Source organism: Pseudomonas sp. D3-27 (genome assembly GCF_051132165.1).
In the GTDB taxonomy this organism is placed as follows: Bacteria; Pseudomonadota; Gammaproteobacteria; order Pseudomonadales; family Pseudomonadaceae; genus Aquipseudomonas.
Genome location: NZ_CP071667.1, coordinates 5,046,453 through 5,062,935 on the forward strand (window position 1 = coordinate 5,046,453; position 16,483 = coordinate 5,062,935).

The window sequence follows — 16,483 nt, forward strand, 5'->3', positions numbered from 1 at the left end:
AATCTCTTCTTCTACTTATCGGCAAAACTGCGCCAGACTATAGCCAGTTCCGGCGAAAAGCCAATTTGCCCCATTCCGGGCGTAGATACCTCATGCGAAGATCACGTCCAACCATGGCTAACGAAACGAACGTTCCAACTCCAAGACCGACCACGATCGAAGGCTGGGTAAAGCTGCTCGAAGGCGTCCATTTGCCGGTGCCCCAGGCCAGTCATGACCTGGTCTGCAAGGCCATTTCCGACAGCCGCCGCTCGTTGCGCGACATCGCCGAATTGATGCAGGACAGCCCCGCGCTGGCCCTGAGCGTCATCCGCGAAGCCAACCATCACACCCACGGCAGCCTGGCGGAGCCGGCTGAGAACCTCGAAGTGGCGATCAACCGCCTCGGCCTCAAGCGCACCGAGGAATTGCTCGCGCGCCTGCCTTCGCTACCGGCGCACCAGATACCGGTCGCCCTGCGCCAGTTGCAATTGATCAGCCAGCACGCTACACAACAGGCCAATGGTTTTTTCGCCAGCCGCCTGGCGCGGCTGTGGCAGGACATCCACTGGGGCAGCCTGTTGTTCCTGTCGCCGCTCTGGCCCTTGGCCCTGACCCATCCACGCCTGCTGGCGGAATGGGAGCTGCGGGTCGTCCATAAACGCCAGCCGGCCAGACAGGTCGAGCGCGAACTGTTCGGCGTCAGCCTGCTGAACATCTGCCTCGCGTTGGTGGAGGCGTGGCGCCTGCCCATCTGGGTGGCGCAAGGCTATCGCCTGCTGCTGAATGAACGCCGCGAACTGATGAAAGTGCTGCGCATCGCCCGCGACAGCGAACATCCGCTACGCCAGCAGAATCGCCTGGACGACGACCCGACGCTGCGGCGCTGGCTCAATCAACCCGCCAATACAGTGCTGCTGGCCAATGGTCTGGCACTGTCGGCGCAAGAGGCCTGGGAAAGCCCGCACAGCGCTCGCTGGCAATACCTCACCAGCCTGTATCTGCAGATGCCGATGGACGAACTTCAGCAGCAACTGCACCAACAAGCCGCCAACAGTGCTCGCCAGCACACCATGCCGGACCTCTGGCACCCCGCCGTGGCACTGATCTGGCCCCCGGGCAGCCGCCGCGTGCATCCCGGCTTGTTGCCCGCCGCCCCGCCCAGCGCCCAGGACCTGTCCCAATGGCGCAAGCAATGCGCCGCGCTGTTGGTGGAACCGAGCCCTTTCAGCAACGCCATGCACCTGACCACTTCGGCGCGAGATACCCTGGTGGCGTGCGGCATGCGCCGGGTGATGATTTTAATGCCCGATCGCAGCCAGACCAGCGTTCGTGTACATCAGACCGCCGGCCTGCCCAAGGAAGCGGCGGCGATGAGCTTCTCCATCAGCCAAAGCAAGGTCTTGCAGCGGCTACTGGCTCAACAGGCCCAGGTTCGCCTGACTCCAGAGAACAACGCCCAGTTCTCCGCCTTGCTGCCTCCGGCCCTTCGCGCCCTGTTCCGTGGCGAGCACCTGCTGTTGCGCTCACTGACGTGTAATGGACGGGTGATCATGCTAGTGGTCGCGGACCAGGGTGGCGGTCCGTTCTCGGACGTGTCCGTTCAGGCTTTCGGCAAAACCGTGCAATGCATCGAAAGGGCCCTGCACAGCTTTACCAACCGTGGCCGCTGAACTTGCTACAATCCTTTCCCTTTGCGCCCCAGGAGACCTCACATGCCTGACTTCTCTGGCTTGCCGCTGGTAATCGAGCCCAACGAGCTCTTGCCGCGCCTCGATGCTCCCAATCTGATTCTGGTGGACCTGACCAGCGCGGCGCGCTACAGCACCGGCCATATTCCTGGCGCGCGCTTCGTCGATCCCAAACGCACGCAACTGGGCCAGCCCCCGGCGCCGGGACTGTTGCCGGCGAAGGCCGACCTGGAAACGCTGTTCGGCGAACTCGGGCATAACCCTGGCGCGGTCTATGTGGTGTATGACGACGAAGGCGGCGGCTGGGCCGGGCGTTTTATCTGGCTGCTCGACGTGATCGGGCACTCCAATTACCACTATCTCGATGGCGGCCTGTTGTCCTGGCTGGACCAGGGCCTGCCGGTGTCGATCGACACCCCGGCGCCGGCCGCCGGCGATGTCAGCCTGGTGCTGCACGACGAACCCACCGCCACTCGCGAGTACCTGCAAAGCCGTCTTGGCTCGAAAGACCTGGCGATCTGGGATGCGCGCGGCCCGCTGGAATATTCCGGTGAAAAAGTCGTGGCGGCCCGGGGCGGACACATCCCCGGCGCGGTCAATTTCGAATGGACGGCCGGCATGGATCCTGCGCGCAGCCTGCGCATCCGCAAGGACATGCCGCAGATTCTCGAACAGCTGGGCATCACGCCCGATAAAGAAGTCATCACCCACTGCCAGACCCACCACCGCTCTGGCTTCACCTATCTGGTGGCCAAGGCGCTCGGTTATCCGCGGGTCAAGGGCTATGCCGGTTCATGGGGCGAATGGGGCAATCATCCCGACACGCCCATCGAGCTTTGAAGATTTAAGGACAGTTAATGAAAAACCGCTTGTTCATCCTCTCCCAATACCTGCTGCCGCACCACCTGCTGTCGCGGCTGGCCGGCTGCATCGCCGAGTGTCGCGTTCGCTGGTTCAAGAACGCCTTCACGGCCTGGTTCGCCAAGCGTTACCAGGTGGACATGTCCCAGGCGCTGGTGGAAGACCTCACTGCCTATGAACACTTCAACGCGTTTTTCACCCGCGCATTGAAAGACGGTGCGCGTCCCCTGGACGAAACGCCCGGCGCGATCCTCAGCCCCGCCGACGGCGCCGTCAGCCAGCTCGGCCCGATCGAGCATGGCCGGGTGTTCCAGGCCAAGGGCCATAGTTTCAGCGTGCTGGAACTGCTGGGCGGGGATGCGGCCAACGCGGCGCCATTCATGGGCGGCGACTTCGCTACCATCTACCTGTCGCCCAAGGACTACCACCGCGTACACATGCCGCTGGCCGGCACCCTGCGGGAAATGGTCTACATCCCAGGACGGATTTTCTCGGTCAACCAGACCACCGCCGAAAACGTCCCGGAGCTGTTCGCCCGCAACGAACGCGTCGCGTGCATTTTCGACACCGAGCGCGGGCCGATGGCCGTGGTGCTGGTGGGCGCGATGATCGTCGCCTCCATCGAAACCGTCTGGGCCGGCCTGGTGACACCGCCCAAGCGCGAGTTGAAGACTTTCCGCTACGATGAGGCCGCTCGCGCGCCGATCCACCTGGAAAAAGGCGCCGAACTGGGCCGGTTCAAGTTGGGTTCAACCGCTATCGTGCTGTTTGGACCAGACCAGGTGAAATGGGCCGAAGACCTCGTGGCGGGCTCGCCGGTGCAGATGGGCCAGGCCCTGGCACTGCCGAACGCCTGATCCAAAAGCTCACCCAGTGGGAGCAAACTCGCTCCCACTGGGTATCCGACAATCACAGAGCACCTCTTTCGCCTACAGCTGCTAGAGTTGGAAACATCCTTTTCATTTCCCGCCGGAGCCCGTCCACGGCATGAATGAGACCAGCCCTCTCCAGCTACTGCGCGTCTTGACACCGACCCAGTCGCGCCTGTCTTTCTGCGATGCCGCGCCACGCGACCTCAAGCGTTGGATCGCCAACCTGCCCAAGGCCAACATCGGCGAAACCGCTCGCCTGCTGTACCAGGCACTCGGCGAGCTGAACCAACTGCTGACCCCCAGCGATAATCGCCTGCAACTGCTGGAGCTGCTGCGACCAGAGGTTTATTACGTCTGCAAGCACCTTGAGCGGCACTTTCTGCAGCAGGCCATCGTGCTGGATGAGCGATCGCGCAAGATCGTCAACCTGTGCCAGGCCCTGCAAGCCCACCTGGCGATGGGCTACAAACAGATCGTCGGGCGTATCTCGTCGAAATTTTCCAAGGACCGGGCGCGCCTGCTGACTACCGCAGCGCAACGGGCAGTCCACGCGCTCAATAGCACGTTGCTACGCTCCAGCCAGTTGTACAGCCCTGTGCCCGAGGGGCTCTGGCTCGATCTGCATCAGCTGTACCGGATCGCTTGCCAGCATAAACTGCAGCACCTGGCCGTCAGCGATGAACTGGCCAGCCAGGTTCACCAACTGAACGTCGAGCAAACCTACGTCGTCGCGCTATTGCTGGGCGCCTCGCGCAGCAACCAATTGCGCCAGAGCCAGATTGCCCGATTGGCCGAAGTGCTCGAACCCTGGAGCCAAGGGGTCAAGCTGGACCCGGCCATGACCGCCTCCAGCCTGTTCGCGGTCGCGCCGCAGCTGGATGTCGGTCCGCGCTACCGCTCGAAATTCCGGGCGGAACAGCAACCCACGCTGCTGGGTTTCGACCCACAGCCGCTGGTGCGTGCCATTACCACCCACTTGGCGCAACCGGTCGAGTCGACGTTGACGGTACCGGCCGGCATGAGCGCCGACACCTTGCATCATCTGCAAGCCGCCTGGGGCGAAGCTGCCGAGCGCAGTTTCCAGCGCACCGAGGGCAACGGCACACTGACCCTGTGCGTGGGCATGAGCGCCTTGCATTATTACCTTGGCGGCGAACGCTCATTCAGTGAAATCCTGAAGAACCCGGCCACTCGCAAGGCCCGCTTCGAGGCGTCGCCCACCCGGAAAAACGATACCTGGGACCAAGCCTTCGACGCAGCGCCCAGCGGTGACAGTGAGCTTTTGCCCTACGAAGAAATCGAATACCCGGTCAATCCGGCCGATGATGACGCCGCAAGCTCCGACAACCAGCACCATTTCCCCACCTACGACTTGCCGATCATCAACCACAGCCCGGGAGGTTACTGCCTTGGCTGGCCGAAGGAGGTGCCGGAACAACTACAGGCTGGGGAAATGGTGGGTATCCGGGACGCCAACGACCAGAGCTGGAGCATCGCCGTGGTGCGCTGGATTCGCCAGGTGCGCAATGGCGCCATGCAGATGGGGATCGAACTGGTCGCGCCCCATGCCCAGCCGTGCGGCCTGCAATTGCTTCGAGAGCAAAACGAGCAAGGGCACTATCTGCGCGGGCTGCTGCTTCCGGAGATCAGCGCCATCGACTTGCCCCCCACCGTAATCGCCCCGCGCCTGCCTTTCCAGGAAGGCCAGCAGGTGTTGATCAACACCAATGGCGAGGAACGGCGCGCTGGGCTCGATCGACGAGTGACCAGCACCCACAGTTTCAACCAGTTCGCTTATCGCCAGGACGAATCAGCGGCGAACGGGGGTGACGGCACGCAAGAGGGGGATTTCGATTCGTTGTGGAAGTCGCTCTAAGGAACAACAACTATTGCGTGGCGAGGGAGCTTGCTCCCGCTGGGCCGCAAAGCGGCCCCGAAACCTGACACCCAGGCGTTTCAGGTGGGCCGTATTGGGCCTGCTGCGCAGGCCAGCGGGAGCAAGCTCCCTCGCCACGGGTATGCGAAATCCAACGATCGGCGAATTGCTCAAACCTGCCCGTCGCGATCCCGGAAGCCCAACAGGTACAACACCCCATCCAACCCCAAGGTCGAAATCGCCTGCCGGGCCGATTGCTTGACCAGCGGCTTGGCCCGGAACGCCACGCCCAGGCCGGCGATGGCCAGCATCGGCAGGTCGTTGGCTCCGTCGCCCACGGCAATGGTCTGCTCCAGGCGAAGGCCTTCTTTTTCGGCCAATTCGCGCAGCAGGTCCGCCTTGCGCTGGGCATCGACGATCGGCTCGACGGCCACGCCGGTGACCTTGCCGTCCACCACTTCCAATTCATTGGCGAACACGTAGTCGATGCCGAGCTTGGCCTGCAACTGCTTGGCGAAATAGGTGAAGCCGCCGGACAGGATGGCGGTTTTGTAGCCCAGGCGCTTGAGTTCGGCGAACAGGGTTTCGGCGCCCTCCGTCAGCCGCAGTGAGGCGCCGATGGAATCGAGCACGCTGACGTCCAGGCCCTTGAGCAGCGCCAGGCGTTCTTTGAAACTGGCACGAAAATCCAGCTCGCCGGCCATGGCCCGCTCGGTGATCGCCGAGACCTTATCGCCCACGCCAGCCGCCTTGGCCAATTCGTCGATGACTTCGGCTTCGATCAACGTCGAATCCATGTCGAACACCGCCAGGCGACGGTTGCGGCGGAACAGCGAATCTTCCTGGAACGCGATGTCGACGTTCAGCTCCTGGGCCACGCTGAGGAACTCGGCCCGTAGCGCCTGGGGATCGGCCGGTTCGCCGCGCACGGAAAACTCGATGCAGCCCTTGCCCTGGTCAGCCGGAGTATCGAGCGGCATACGCCCGGAGAGTCGGTCGATATGGTCGATGTTCAGCCCGTATTGGGCGGTGATCGAACTGACCCGTTGCAACTGCTCGGCGGTCACCTTGCGGGTCAACAGCGTCACGATGTGGCGCTTCTTGCCCTGGCCGGCTACCCAATGCTGGTAATCGGCTTCGGATACCGGGGTGAAACGCACCTGCTGGTCAAGTTTGTAGGCCGTGAACAGGATGTCCTTGAGCACCGACTTGCTTTGTTCGGCGTCCGGAATTTCAACCAGGATGCCGAACGACAGCGTGTCATGGATCACCGCCTGACCGATGTCGAGAATGGTCACACCACCCTGGGCCAGAACGCCGGTAATGGCCGCAGTCAGACCCGGACGGTCGCTGCCAGTGATGTTTATCAGGACGATTTCGCGCAAGGCGCACCCCCGCAGGTGGAAAAAAACCGCATTCTACCCACATTCAGTGACCATCGGGCACCGCCAGTGCTTTGCCGGCCATGGGCCTGTCGCTATACTGCGCGTCAATTTCACGGACAAAGAGCCGAGCTCAGTGAACCGGCCCACGCCAGTCAAAACCGACAACTTCTTCCTGCTGATCTTCCGTGCATTGCGCCATCGCCGCGTGCCGATTGCATTGCGCATCGCCAGCCATAACGTGATCCTGGTCGCCCTGGCCCTGGTCATCTATGCCTGCGTGATGGGCCTGCAATTCAAGCAGGCCATGCATGAGCAGGCGGACGCCCTGGGTGAAAGCCTGACCACCCAGACCGCCACCTCCGCCACCGAGTTGCTGGTGTCCAACGACATCCTCAGCCTCAACGTGCTGCTCAACAACCTGACCAAGAACAAACTGGTCGCCCACGCCGCCATCTACAGCGTGGACAACCGCATCCTCGCGGAGGCCGGCCAGCGCCCTAAACCTGGCCTGCTGGGCGAGACCGGCGGCATGTACCAGAGCAAGATCACTTTCCAGGATGTGACGGCCGGGCAACTGCGCATCAGCCTGGACATGGACCAGTTCCAACAACCGATGACCATCAGCCTGCAAAGCATGGGCATCCTCAGCGCGATCCTGCTGGCGCTTGCCCTGGCCTTGAGCCTGCGCCTGGGACGGCACATCTCCACGCCGCTGCTGCAATTGCGCGTCTGGCTGCGGGACATCGATGAACATACGCCGGCGACCCAGCGCCAGGATGAGATCGGCGACCTGGCTCGGCAACTTCACGCCAGCTTCGCGCCGGAACCTGAGCCGGTGCCGGAGCCTGAAGACATCGACTACGTCGACGAGGACGATGCCGAACCGGGCTTCGAGGTGCGCAACCTGCGTGACCCGGGCTTTGACGAAAGCTCACCGATGCCCGCCTCCCGCCCTGCGCCGCGCCATGTGGTGCGCACGGTCGAAGACGAGGAAGACGATGACGCCTTTGCCGATTTGCGCGACGACGCGGTGACCGGCGCTCCTCAACCGGCTGCCCGCCCCGCCTCGAACGTGCCCCAGCACAGCGCCGTGCTGGCCGTTCAACTGGGTGCCCAGGATCAGCTGCGCCGCCTGCCCCAGGCGCGCCTGAAGGAGCTGCTCGAACGCTATCGCGACTGCCTTGACCAAGCCGCATCGCTTTATCAAGGCGAACTGCATACCCTCAATGACGGCAGTACGCTGATGCTCTTCCATGCCGAAGACAGCGGCGACGACTACCTGACCAACGCCATTTGCTGCGGTGAACTGCTGCGCGCGCTGGGTCATCAATTGCAAATCGAAGTCGCCGACAGCGGCATCACCCTGCAATTGCAGTTGGGCTTGACCTTGGGCGACGGCCTGTTCGGCCTGAGCCAGATCGACCTGCTGCTCACCGAAACCGCCCAGGACGCATTGGCCCTCTCCCAGCACAGCCGCAACTTGTTGCTGGTGGAGCGCAAGATCAACGATGACGCCCTGATCCGCCAACGCACCCGCATCCGCCCCATCGCCAGCCCGGAAGGCGCTTGCTGTGTGGAACGATTGATGGAGCCATATCCATCGATGCTGGAGCGGCAACTGGCGCGCATGCATGAGCGTCAGGCCTGAGGTCTCGGCCCTGAAATAATAAAACCCGCAGATGAGTAATCATCTGCGGGTTTTTTGTTGCCTTCGCTGGCCCTATCGCGAGCAAGCTCGCTCCCACAGGGATCTTCATACGACCGTAGGTCCCCTGTGGGAGCGAGCTTGCTCGCGATGAGGCCAGCACAGACACCAGATATTCCAACCGGCAGAAACAACAAAGCCCGCATCAACGCGGGCTTTGTCTGGCAGTCATCAAATCGTCAGAACCGGAACACTTCCATGTCCGTACGAATCGGCAGAGCCATGGGAATCTTGTCCTTTTCCTTTTCCACCGGCTTGGCCGGAGCGGGCGCCGCCTTGCGCGGGACTTCCGCGATAGGGGGTTGGTTGGCCAGGGGCTTGAGCGACACGGACAGTTGCTCGGCCAGGCGCTGCAAAAGCACGCCTTGAGCCTGGACCTGCGCCGCGGTGGTGCCTGCATGCTGCTCCTGCAGGTGCACGATACGGTTTTCGCGAACCGTGCCGCGGCGATCGATCAGCCGCCACTGGGCATCCAGTACCGCAGGTTGGGATTTGCCTGAGTCCAGACGGGTAATCGACAACAAGACCTGTACGTCCGGAGTGAACCCCTGGGTAGCGGGGGCCAGTACCACGCGCTGGCTGTCCAGGTGTCCGGCCACCTGACGCAGCAATAATTGATCGATGTCCGAAGACAGGCTGCCGGCCCAACGACCATCGGTGGCGGCTTGCAGGCTGCCGTCCGGTTGACGTTGCAACAAGGTTTCACGCTGCAGGTAGTCAGCGATCAGAACCGGGCCAAGCAGTACGGCCATGCCTGTGCTTTGTGCAGGCTGGGCCGGGGTACCGCTGTCCAGTTGGTACAGCGACACCGGCTGGTTCATGCTGCAGCCCGCCAGGCCAAGCAGGCCGGCGAGCCACAAAATAGGAAGGCGCAGAGCAGTCATCGTCTCGTCCAGGTGGCGGCCACAAGGCTTACCACAGTGAAAAATACTCGGTCATTATGAAGAACGCTCGGCCACGCCGGCGCTTGAAAGGGCCTATCATCCGTGAATATGCGTCCCGACTCCAGCGCCAAAGCACCGATCCGCGGCTTTTAATCGCGGACCGAGCCCTCTAGCACGCTCAATTGAGGTTTTCGACGAGCAGTGCATCCACCCGCTGAAAACCTCTTGGAAGCTTATTGCCCCGCCGACCACGTTCACCTTTGTAATGCTCAAGATCGTCCGCTTTCAATGAAAGCGTACGCTTTCCAGCCTGCAGCACAAGCGTGGCACCCTCCGGTATCACTGCAATATCCGTGACATATTCCTCGCGACTCGCCACCCGTTCGCCGGAAATACCGATAATCTTGTTGCCCTTGCCTTTACCGAGCTGTGGCAGATCGCTGATCTTGAACACCAGCAACCGGCCCTCTGTCGTCACCGACGCCAGCCAATTGCTCTCGCGGTCGATGACTGGGCGAGGCGCGATGACTTTGGCGTTGTTCGGCAGGCTCAACAGCGCCTTGCCCGCCTTGTTCTTGGCTTGCAGATCCTCACCCTTGACGACGAACCCGTACCCGGCGTCCGACGCGATAACGTACAGCCCGTCATCATCAGGCATCAGCACACATTCAAAAGTTGCACCCGGTGGTGGCGTCAGACGACCGGTCAGCGGTTCGCCCTGTCCACGGGCCGATGGCAAGGTGTGGGCCGGGACCGAATAACTACGCCCGGTGGAGTCGATGAACACCGCAAACTGGTTCGAACGCCCCGGCGCCAAGGCCTTGAAGCCATCCCCGGCCTTATAGGAAAGCCCGGCGGCGTCAATATCATGCCCCTTGGCCGAGCGCACCCAGCCTTTTTCAGAGAGCACGACGGTAACCTTCTCGTTCGGCAGCAGGTCGTGCTCGCTCAACGCCTTGGCTTCGGCGCGCTCGACGATCGGCGAGCGACGGTCGTCGCCGTAGGTTTCGGCGTCCTTCAGCAGCTCGGTGCGCACCAGCTTCTTGAGCTTGGCTTCGCTGCCCAGCAAGGCTTGCAGCTTGGCTTGCTCCTTGAGCAGTTCGTCCTGCTCGGCACGCAGCTTCATCTCTTCCAGGCGCGCCAACTGGCGCAGGCGAGTGTCGAGGATGTAGTCGGCCTGGATTTCGCTCAGCGCAAAACGCTCGATCAGCTTGGCCTTGGGGTGCTCCTCGGTCCGGATGATGTGGATCACTTCGTCCAGGTTGAGGTAGGCAATCAGCAAACCGTCCAACAGGTGGAGGCGGCGCTCGACCTTGTCCAGGCGGAATTGCAGGCGCCGGCGCACGGTCTTGACCCGGAATTCGAGCCACTCCACCAGCAACGCCCGCAGGTTCTTGAGCTGCGGCTTGCCGTCCAGGCCGATGATGTTGATGTTGACCCGGTAGCTGGACTCCAGGTCCGTGCTGGCGAACAGGTGCTGCATCAGCGCTTCGTGGTCGACCCGGCTGTTGACCGGGATGATAACGATGCGGCATGGATTCTCGTGGTCGGATTCGTCACGCAGGTCAGCCACTTGCGGTGCTTTCGAAGGCTTTGCCTGCATCATCGCAGCAATCTGTTCCAGGACCTTGGCCCCTGACACCTGATGCGGCAACGCCGTGACAATGATGTCGCCATCTTCGATGTGGTACACGGCGCGCATGCGCACCGAACCGCGACCGGTTTCATAGATTTTCAGCAGATCGGCGCGGGGCGTGATGATTTCCGCTTCGGTCGGATAATCCGGCCCCTGGATATGCTCGCAGAGCTGCTCCACCGTGGCCTTCGGCTCGTCCAGCAAACGCACGCACGCAGTGGCCACTTCCCGCAGGTTATGCGGGGGCACGTCGGTGGCCATGCCGACGGCGATGCCGGTGGTGCCGTTGAGGAGGATATTCGGTAAACGCGCCGGTAACACCAGGGGTTCGTCGAGGGTGCCGTCGAAGTTAGGGCCCCAGTCCGCGGTGCCCTGGCCCAGTTCGCTGAGCAGCACCTCGGAATAGCGCGACAACCGCGCCTCGGTGTAGCGCATGGCCGCGAAGGACTTGGGATCATCCGGCGCACCCCAGTTGCCCTGCCCGTCCACCAGCGTGTAGCGATAGCTGAACGGCTGAGCCATCAGCACCATCGCTTCGTAGCAGGCCGAGTCGCCGTGGGGGTGGAACTTACCGAGCACGTCACCGACGGTACGGGCCGATTTCTTGTGCTTGGAGTCAGCATCCAGCCCCAATTCGCTCATGGCGTAGACGATCCGCCGTTGAACCGGTTTCAGGCCATCGCCGATGTGCGGCAAGGCGCGGTCCATGATCACGTACATGGAGTAATTGAGGTAGGCGTTTTCGGTGAAGTCAGCCAGCGACCGGCGTTCTACGCCGTCCAAGCTGTCTGCAAGAATATCGCTCATGCGGGCCTCATCAGTTCGTTGTCTGGCGCAACGGCGCATTGCCGTCGCGCAGGATAAATTCAAATGCTTGGAGGGCGCTGGTGCCCGGCGATTGCCGGGTCATGGCGAGGCGCCCCAGCCGCTGTCCGGCGCGGCGAAGCGCCAGATCACCGGCCGCCGCTCGCCATCGGCACGGGCTCCATCGTTGTTGTCCAGGCCAATCCACGCGCCGGTGGTGTCTACCACCAGCGCTTCGGCCAGTCCGTAGGGCTGGGAAAAACGACGAGCGTCCTGCAAGGCCTCGGCTGCGAACGACCAGCAGCGCTCGACCTCGGCCGTCCGCGCATCCCGCCTGCAAATCTGGAAGGCGTTGCGCTCCAGGGTAAACAGCTTGCCGTTGAACAATGACAGATCGGCAAAATCCCGTGAAACCGCCTTGGCCTTGGGGAATTGAGGCGGCTGCATCTGCTGCCCCGCTTCGCTAAGCAACACACAATTGCCGTCGCAGTCCCAGACCGTTTGCTGGCGCTTGATCAACAGCAGGCCGCGCCGTTCACGCTCGGCCGCCAGCCAGATGTGATCCCCGGCCGGGTTGACCGCAAGGCCTTCGAACAGCGAATTGAAATGCAACAACATGCCACTGCCCCGGGCTTGACGAATCATCGTCGGGGCGATTTTCAACCACGATGCAGCGCCCGTCGGCGGGATTTGCAGGACGGCGGCATGGGACTCACTGACCACATAGCGATTGCCTGCGCTGTCGCAACTGATGCCTTCGAAATCCAATTCGCCACCGCGCAGGAACGACGCCGCCCATGTGCGGGACCTCAAGCCCCACGGCAAACCGCTGTCCGGCACCATCGGCACTTCGATCTCAACCACTTCGGCCGCCCAGACTGGCGCATCGACCGGCTGGAGGCGATAGATCCGGTCATCGTCGCGATCGGACACAGTCCACATTTCGTTGCCACACAAGGCCAGCCCAGACAAATTGCCGCCGCGCATGCCTTCGACGACATGCTCGGATAACAACGTGAGCTCCGGCGCCGGCTCGGCCACTACCCCCCCCGCCCACAGCAACAGCGCCAGGGCGAAACCCTTGCGCATCAGGCCAGGACCTCAGCCAGGTCACCCTTGGATTCGAGCCAGGTCTTGCGGTCGCCTGCACGTTTTTTCGCCAGCAGCATGTCCATGATTTCCGACGTTGCCGCGAAGTCGTCCAGGGTCAACTGCACCAGGCGACGGGTGTTCGGGTCCATGGTGGTTTCACGCAGCTGCGGCGGGTTCATCTCGCCCAGGCCTTTGAATCGGGTGACCTGCGGCTTGCCGCGTTTCTTCTCGGCGACCAGGCGGTCGAGAATGCCGTCGCGCTCCGCTTCGTCCAGGGCGTAGTAGATTTCCTTGCCCAAGTCGATGCGGTACAGCGGCGGCATCGCCACATAGACGTGGCCGGCATCCACCAGCGGGCGGAAATGCTGGACGAACAAGGCGCAGAGCAACGTGGCGATGTGCAGGCCGTCAGAGTCGGCGTCGGCAAGGATGCAGATCTTGCCGTAGCGCAGCTGGCTCATGTCCTCGGCGCCGGGGTCGACGCCAATGGCCACCGCGATGTTATGCACTTCCTGGCTGGCCAGCACTTCGCTGCCGTCCACTTCCCAGGTGTTGAGGATCTTGCCCCGCAGCGGCAGGATCGCCTGGAACTCCTTGTCCCGCGCCTGCTTGGCCGAACCACCGGCGGAGTCACCTTCCACCAGGAACAACTCGGAGCGCATCGGATCCTGCCCGGCGCAATCGGCGAGCTTGCCCGGCAACGCCGGTCCTTGGGTGATGCGCTTGCGCTCGACTTTCTTGCTGGCCTTGAGGCGACGGCCGGCGTTGTTGATCGCCAGCTCCGCCAGGGCCAGGCCGGTTTCCGGGTTGGCGTTGAGCCAGAGGCTGAACGCGTCCTTGACCACGCCGGAAACGAAGGCCGCCGCCTCACGGGACGACAGGCGCTCCTTGGTCTGGCCGGAGAATTGCGGCTCCTGCATCTTCATCGACAGGACGAAGGCGATGCGCTCCCAGACGTCTTCCGGCGCCAGCTTCACGCCACGGGGCAGCAGGTTACGGAACTCGCAGAACTCGCGCATCGCGTCGAGCAAGCCTTGGCGCAAGCCGTTGACGTGCGTGCCGCCCTGGGCCGTCGGAATCAGGTTGACGTAACTTTCCTGAACGCTTTCGCCACCTTCGGGCAGCCACAACAACGCCCAATCCACGGCTTCCTTGTTACCGGCCAGGCTGCCGCAGAACGGCTCGGTGGGCAGGCATTCGAAACCGTTGACCGCGTCCACCAGGTAGGAACGCAGGCCGTCCTCGTAATGCCATTCGACCTTCTCGCCGGTGGCCTTGTCTTCGAAACTGACCAACAGCCCCGGGCACAAGACAGCCTTGGCCTTGAGCACGTGCTTGAGGCGGGTGACGGAGAACTTCGGCGAATCGAAATACTTCGGGTCCGGGGCGAAATACACGCTGGTCCCGGTGTTGCGCTTACCGACAGTGCCGACCACTTCTAGCTCGGTGGCCTTATAGCCATCGGCGAAGGTCATCTGGTATTCATTTCCGTCACGCTTGACCCGCACCCGCACCTGGGTCGACAAGGCGTTGACCACGGAAATACCCACCCCGTGCAGACCGCCGGAGAACTGGTAGTTCTTGTTGGAAAACTTGCCGCCGGCGTGGAGCTTGGTGAGGATCAGCTCGACGCCCGACACGCCCTCTTCAGGGTGAATGTCCACAGGCATGCCGCGACCGTCATCGCTGACTTCCAGCGAGTGATCGGCGTGCAGGATGACCTGCACCGACTTCGCATGCCCGGCCAAGGCTTCGTCGACACTGTTGTCGATGACTTCCTGGGCAAGGTGGTTCGGCCGACTGGTGTCGGTGTACATGCCGGGGCGCTTGCGCACCGGGTCGAGGCCCGAGAGGACTTCGATGGCGTCTGCGTTATAAGAGCTAGCGCTGGGAGTGGCCATGGGGTCTCGTCGTCAGTGTTCAATGAAAAAGGGGGCGATGGCTCACAGCGACGTGAAGTCGATCGCCTGATACAAATCGGCGCCAATGCCGGCAAAACTCAACAACGCCGGCAACTGTCGGGCAAACCCCTGAAAACTGTGGTCACCGCCGGCCTGGATGCGCAAGGCACAGGCCCGGTAATATTGCTGGGCGTGGCGATAATCCAGCGTTTCGTCACCGGTTTGCAACCATACCTGAAAGCGCTGCGGATCCCGGGGCGCCGGCACTTCCAGCTCGGCCAGGGCCGTGACGTGGTCGTGGGTCAACTCCCAGGTTTCGTCGGTGTACAAATTCTTCTGCGTTCCCAGGTACCCGTCGAACATCCGATGCGGGCTCACGGCAGGATTGACCAACAGGGCCTTGAGCCCGTGGCGCTCGGCCAAGTGAGTCGCATAGTAGCCGCCGAGCGAGCTGCCGACCAGCAGCGGCCGGCCCAGTTCTGCAATCGCCTGCTCCATCTGCTCCATCGCTTGGCGAGGGTGGTGATGCAAGGCAGGCACCCGCAATTGGTCGCTGAGGCCAAGGCGAGCCATCACGTCGACCAATTGACAGGCTTTGGTCGACGCCGGGGCGCTGTTGAAGCCATGGATATAAAGGATCGAACCCGACATTGCCGACTCCCTGGGTGCTGGGCAAAGGCCGGAGTTTACAGGGAGTTTGTGGGGGTTTGGGGTGATTTCGATAACACTTCGCCTTAGTGGCGAGGGAGCTTGCTCCCGCTGGGCTACGCAGTAGCCCCAAACTGGTAATGCCCCATCTGGCTGACAGAACGCTGTGCCTGGTCTGGGGCCTGCTCCGCAGGCCAGCGGGAGCAAGCTCCCTCGCCACGGGGGCTTTGTCAGCCTTGAATCCTCATAGTCTCGGCTCGACGAAGGTTTTTGGTCGTTTATAAGATCAGTGTCCACCGCCGATTGCTGTGGGAGCCGAGCTTGCTCGCGATGGCGGTGGGTCAGCTTGCATCCATATTGTATGTGCCGCCGTCTTCGCGAGCAGGCTCGCTCCCACAGGGGAAACACGGTCCCACCGAGAGCCAGGTCGGCCCTAAGGCCGCCTCGGCTTGGCTTTTGATCTAGGGGCCCCATTAACCACGATGGCCGAACGCAGGCATTGTGGAGTGGGCATCCCGGCATGGATGCCGGGATAGCCGCGCTGGACCATGGATGGTCCTTCGCGGCGGGCCCACGGAGCAATGCCGGAGTGAGGGCATGCCGAGCCTTGGCGAGGCACCGAGTGGTGGGGCCAAGCCTTTTTTGCTTACTTTTTTTGGCGTTTGAAAAAAAGTGAGCCGCCGTAAGGGCGGAACCATAAGCCGCTATTACCGCAGAAATGGATATGTACCCGGTCAACAAGGCCGACTGTCAGGCCGCCATCGCGAGCAAGCTCGCTCCCACACAGGTTTCGGGTCGTTTATAAGATCAGCGTCCACCGCCGATTGCTGTGGGAGCCGAGCTTGCTCGCGATGGCGGTGGGTCAGCTTGCATCCATATTGTATGTGCCGCCGTCTTCGCGAGCAGGCTCGCTCCCACAGGGGAAACGCGGTCCCACCGAGAGCCAGGTCGGCCCTAAGGCCGCCTCGGCTTGGCTTTTGATCTAGGGGCCCCGTTAACCACGATGGCCGAACGCAGGCATTGTGGAGTGGGCATCCCGGCATGGATGCCGGGATAGCCGCGCTGGACCATGGATGGTCCTTCGCGGCGGGCCCACGGAGCAATGCCGGAGTGAGGGCATGCCGAGCCTTGGCGAGGCACCGAGTGGTG

General features: G+C 62.5%; 11 protein-coding genes. 5 read left to right on the forward strand and 6 right to left on the reverse strand.

Annotated features, from left to right (window positions below; all coding sequences use genetic code 11):
* The first annotated feature begins 113 nt into the window (after positions 1 to 113).
* The 4 genes from J3P92_RS22720 (at position 114) to J3P92_RS22735 (ending at position 5,279) form a co-directional block, all read left to right on the forward strand.
* The gene (locus tag J3P92_RS22720) at positions 114 to 1,652 is read left to right on the forward strand and encodes an HDOD domain-containing protein (RefSeq protein WP_434649123.1); all 1,539 of its coding nucleotides are present in this window, start codon (positions 114 to 116) and stop codon (positions 1,650 to 1,652) included.
* A gap of 42 nt (positions 1,653 to 1,694) precedes the next feature.
* Positions 1,695 to 2,510, forward strand: a complete 816-nt coding sequence (locus tag J3P92_RS22725) for a rhodanese-like domain-containing protein (RefSeq protein ID WP_420766179.1) — start codon at positions 1,695 to 1,697, stop codon at positions 2,508 to 2,510.
* Between the two features lie 17 nt (positions 2,511 to 2,527).
* Positions 2,528 to 3,388, forward strand: coding sequence for an archaetidylserine decarboxylase (asd, locus tag J3P92_RS22730; RefSeq protein WP_420766178.1), 861 nt, complete (start codon positions 2,528 to 2,530; stop codon positions 3,386 to 3,388).
* Between the two features lie 130 nt (positions 3,389 to 3,518).
* Entirely contained in the window at positions 3,519 to 5,279 is a 1,761-nt protein-coding gene (locus tag J3P92_RS22735) for a molecular chaperone (protein ID WP_434649125.1), read from the forward strand.
* 170 nt (positions 5,280 to 5,449) lie between these two features.
* On the opposite strand, the gene serB is transcribed toward J3P92_RS22735, so the two are convergent.
* Complete coding sequence (gene serB, locus J3P92_RS22740) at positions 5,450 to 6,664, reverse strand: phosphoserine phosphatase SerB (protein ID WP_420766176.1); 1,215 nt, start codon at positions 6,662 to 6,664, stop codon at positions 5,450 to 5,452.
* A 133-nt stretch (positions 6,665 to 6,797) separates the two neighbouring features.
* On the opposite strand from serB, the gene J3P92_RS22745 reads away from it, so the two are divergent.
* Entirely contained in the window at positions 6,798 to 8,312 is a 1,515-nt protein-coding gene (locus J3P92_RS22745) for an AhpA/YtjB family protein (protein ID WP_434608098.1), read from the forward strand.
* 236 nt (positions 8,313 to 8,548) lie between these two features.
* On the opposite strand, the gene J3P92_RS22750 is transcribed toward J3P92_RS22745, so the two are convergent.
* From J3P92_RS22750 to J3P92_RS22770, 5 genes are all read right to left on the reverse strand, one after another.
* Positions 8,549 to 9,253 (reverse strand): PqiC family protein, encoded by a 705-nt coding sequence (locus J3P92_RS22750; RefSeq protein ID WP_420766174.1) that lies wholly within the window; start codon positions 9,251 to 9,253, stop codon positions 8,549 to 8,551.
* A 178-nt stretch (positions 9,254 to 9,431) separates the two neighbouring features.
* Positions 9,432 to 11,696 carry a DNA topoisomerase IV subunit A gene (parC, locus tag J3P92_RS22755; RefSeq protein WP_420766173.1) on the reverse strand — a complete coding sequence of 755 codons (2,265 nt, stop codon included), beginning with the start codon at positions 11,694 to 11,696 and terminating at the stop codon, positions 9,432 to 9,434.
* Positions 11,697 to 11,795: 99 nt separating this feature from the next.
* The gene (locus J3P92_RS22760) at positions 11,796 to 12,782 is read right to left on the reverse strand and encodes an esterase-like activity of phytase family protein (protein ID WP_434649127.1); all 987 of its coding nucleotides are present in this window, start codon (positions 12,780 to 12,782) and stop codon (positions 11,796 to 11,798) included.
* Entirely contained in the window at positions 12,782 to 14,686 is a 1,905-nt protein-coding gene (gene parE / locus J3P92_RS22765; protein ID WP_420766171.1) for a DNA topoisomerase IV subunit B, read from the reverse strand. The genes J3P92_RS22760 and parE overlap by 1 nt, the downstream gene beginning before the upstream one ends.
* A gap of 42 nt (positions 14,687 to 14,728) precedes the next feature.
* Positions 14,729 to 15,337 (reverse strand): YqiA/YcfP family alpha/beta fold hydrolase, encoded by a 609-nt coding sequence (locus J3P92_RS22770; protein WP_420766170.1) that lies wholly within the window; start codon positions 15,335 to 15,337, stop codon positions 14,729 to 14,731.
* Between the last annotated feature and the right edge of the window lie 1,146 nt (positions 15,338 to 16,483).

What these genes read in the sequence shown, in the direction of transcription:
- J3P92_RS22760 (WP_434649127.1), bottom strand. Translation starts at nt 12,782, where the DNA reads ATGCGCAAGGGTTTCGCCCTGGCGCTGTTGCTGTGGGCGGGGGGGGTA.
- J3P92_RS22750 (WP_420766174.1), bottom strand. Translation starts at nt 9,253, where the DNA reads ATGACTGCTCTGCGCCTTCCTATTTTGTGGCTCGCCGGCCTGCTTGGC.
- asd (WP_420766178.1), top strand. Translation starts at nt 2,528, where the DNA reads ATGAAAAACCGCTTGTTCATCCTCTCCCAATACCTGCTGCCGCACCAC.
- J3P92_RS22735 (WP_434649125.1), top strand. Translation starts at nt 3,519, where the DNA reads ATGAATGAGACCAGCCCTCTCCAGCTACTGCGCGTCTTGACACCGACC.
- J3P92_RS22725 (WP_420766179.1), top strand. Translation starts at nt 1,695, where the DNA reads ATGCCTGACTTCTCTGGCTTGCCGCTGGTAATCGAGCCCAACGAGCTC.
- J3P92_RS22770 (WP_420766170.1), bottom strand. Translation starts at nt 15,337, where the DNA reads ATGTCGGGTTCGATCCTTTATATCCATGGCTTCAACAGCGCCCCGGCG.
- J3P92_RS22720 (WP_434649123.1), top strand. Translation starts at nt 114, where the DNA reads ATGGCTAACGAAACGAACGTTCCAACTCCAAGACCGACCACGATCGAA.
- parC (WP_420766173.1), bottom strand. Translation starts at nt 11,696, where the DNA reads ATGAGCGATATTCTTGCAGACAGCTTGGACGGCGTAGAACGCCGGTCG.
- parE (WP_420766171.1), bottom strand. Translation starts at nt 14,686, where the DNA reads ATGGCCACTCCCAGCGCTAGCTCTTATAACGCAGACGCCATCGAAGTC.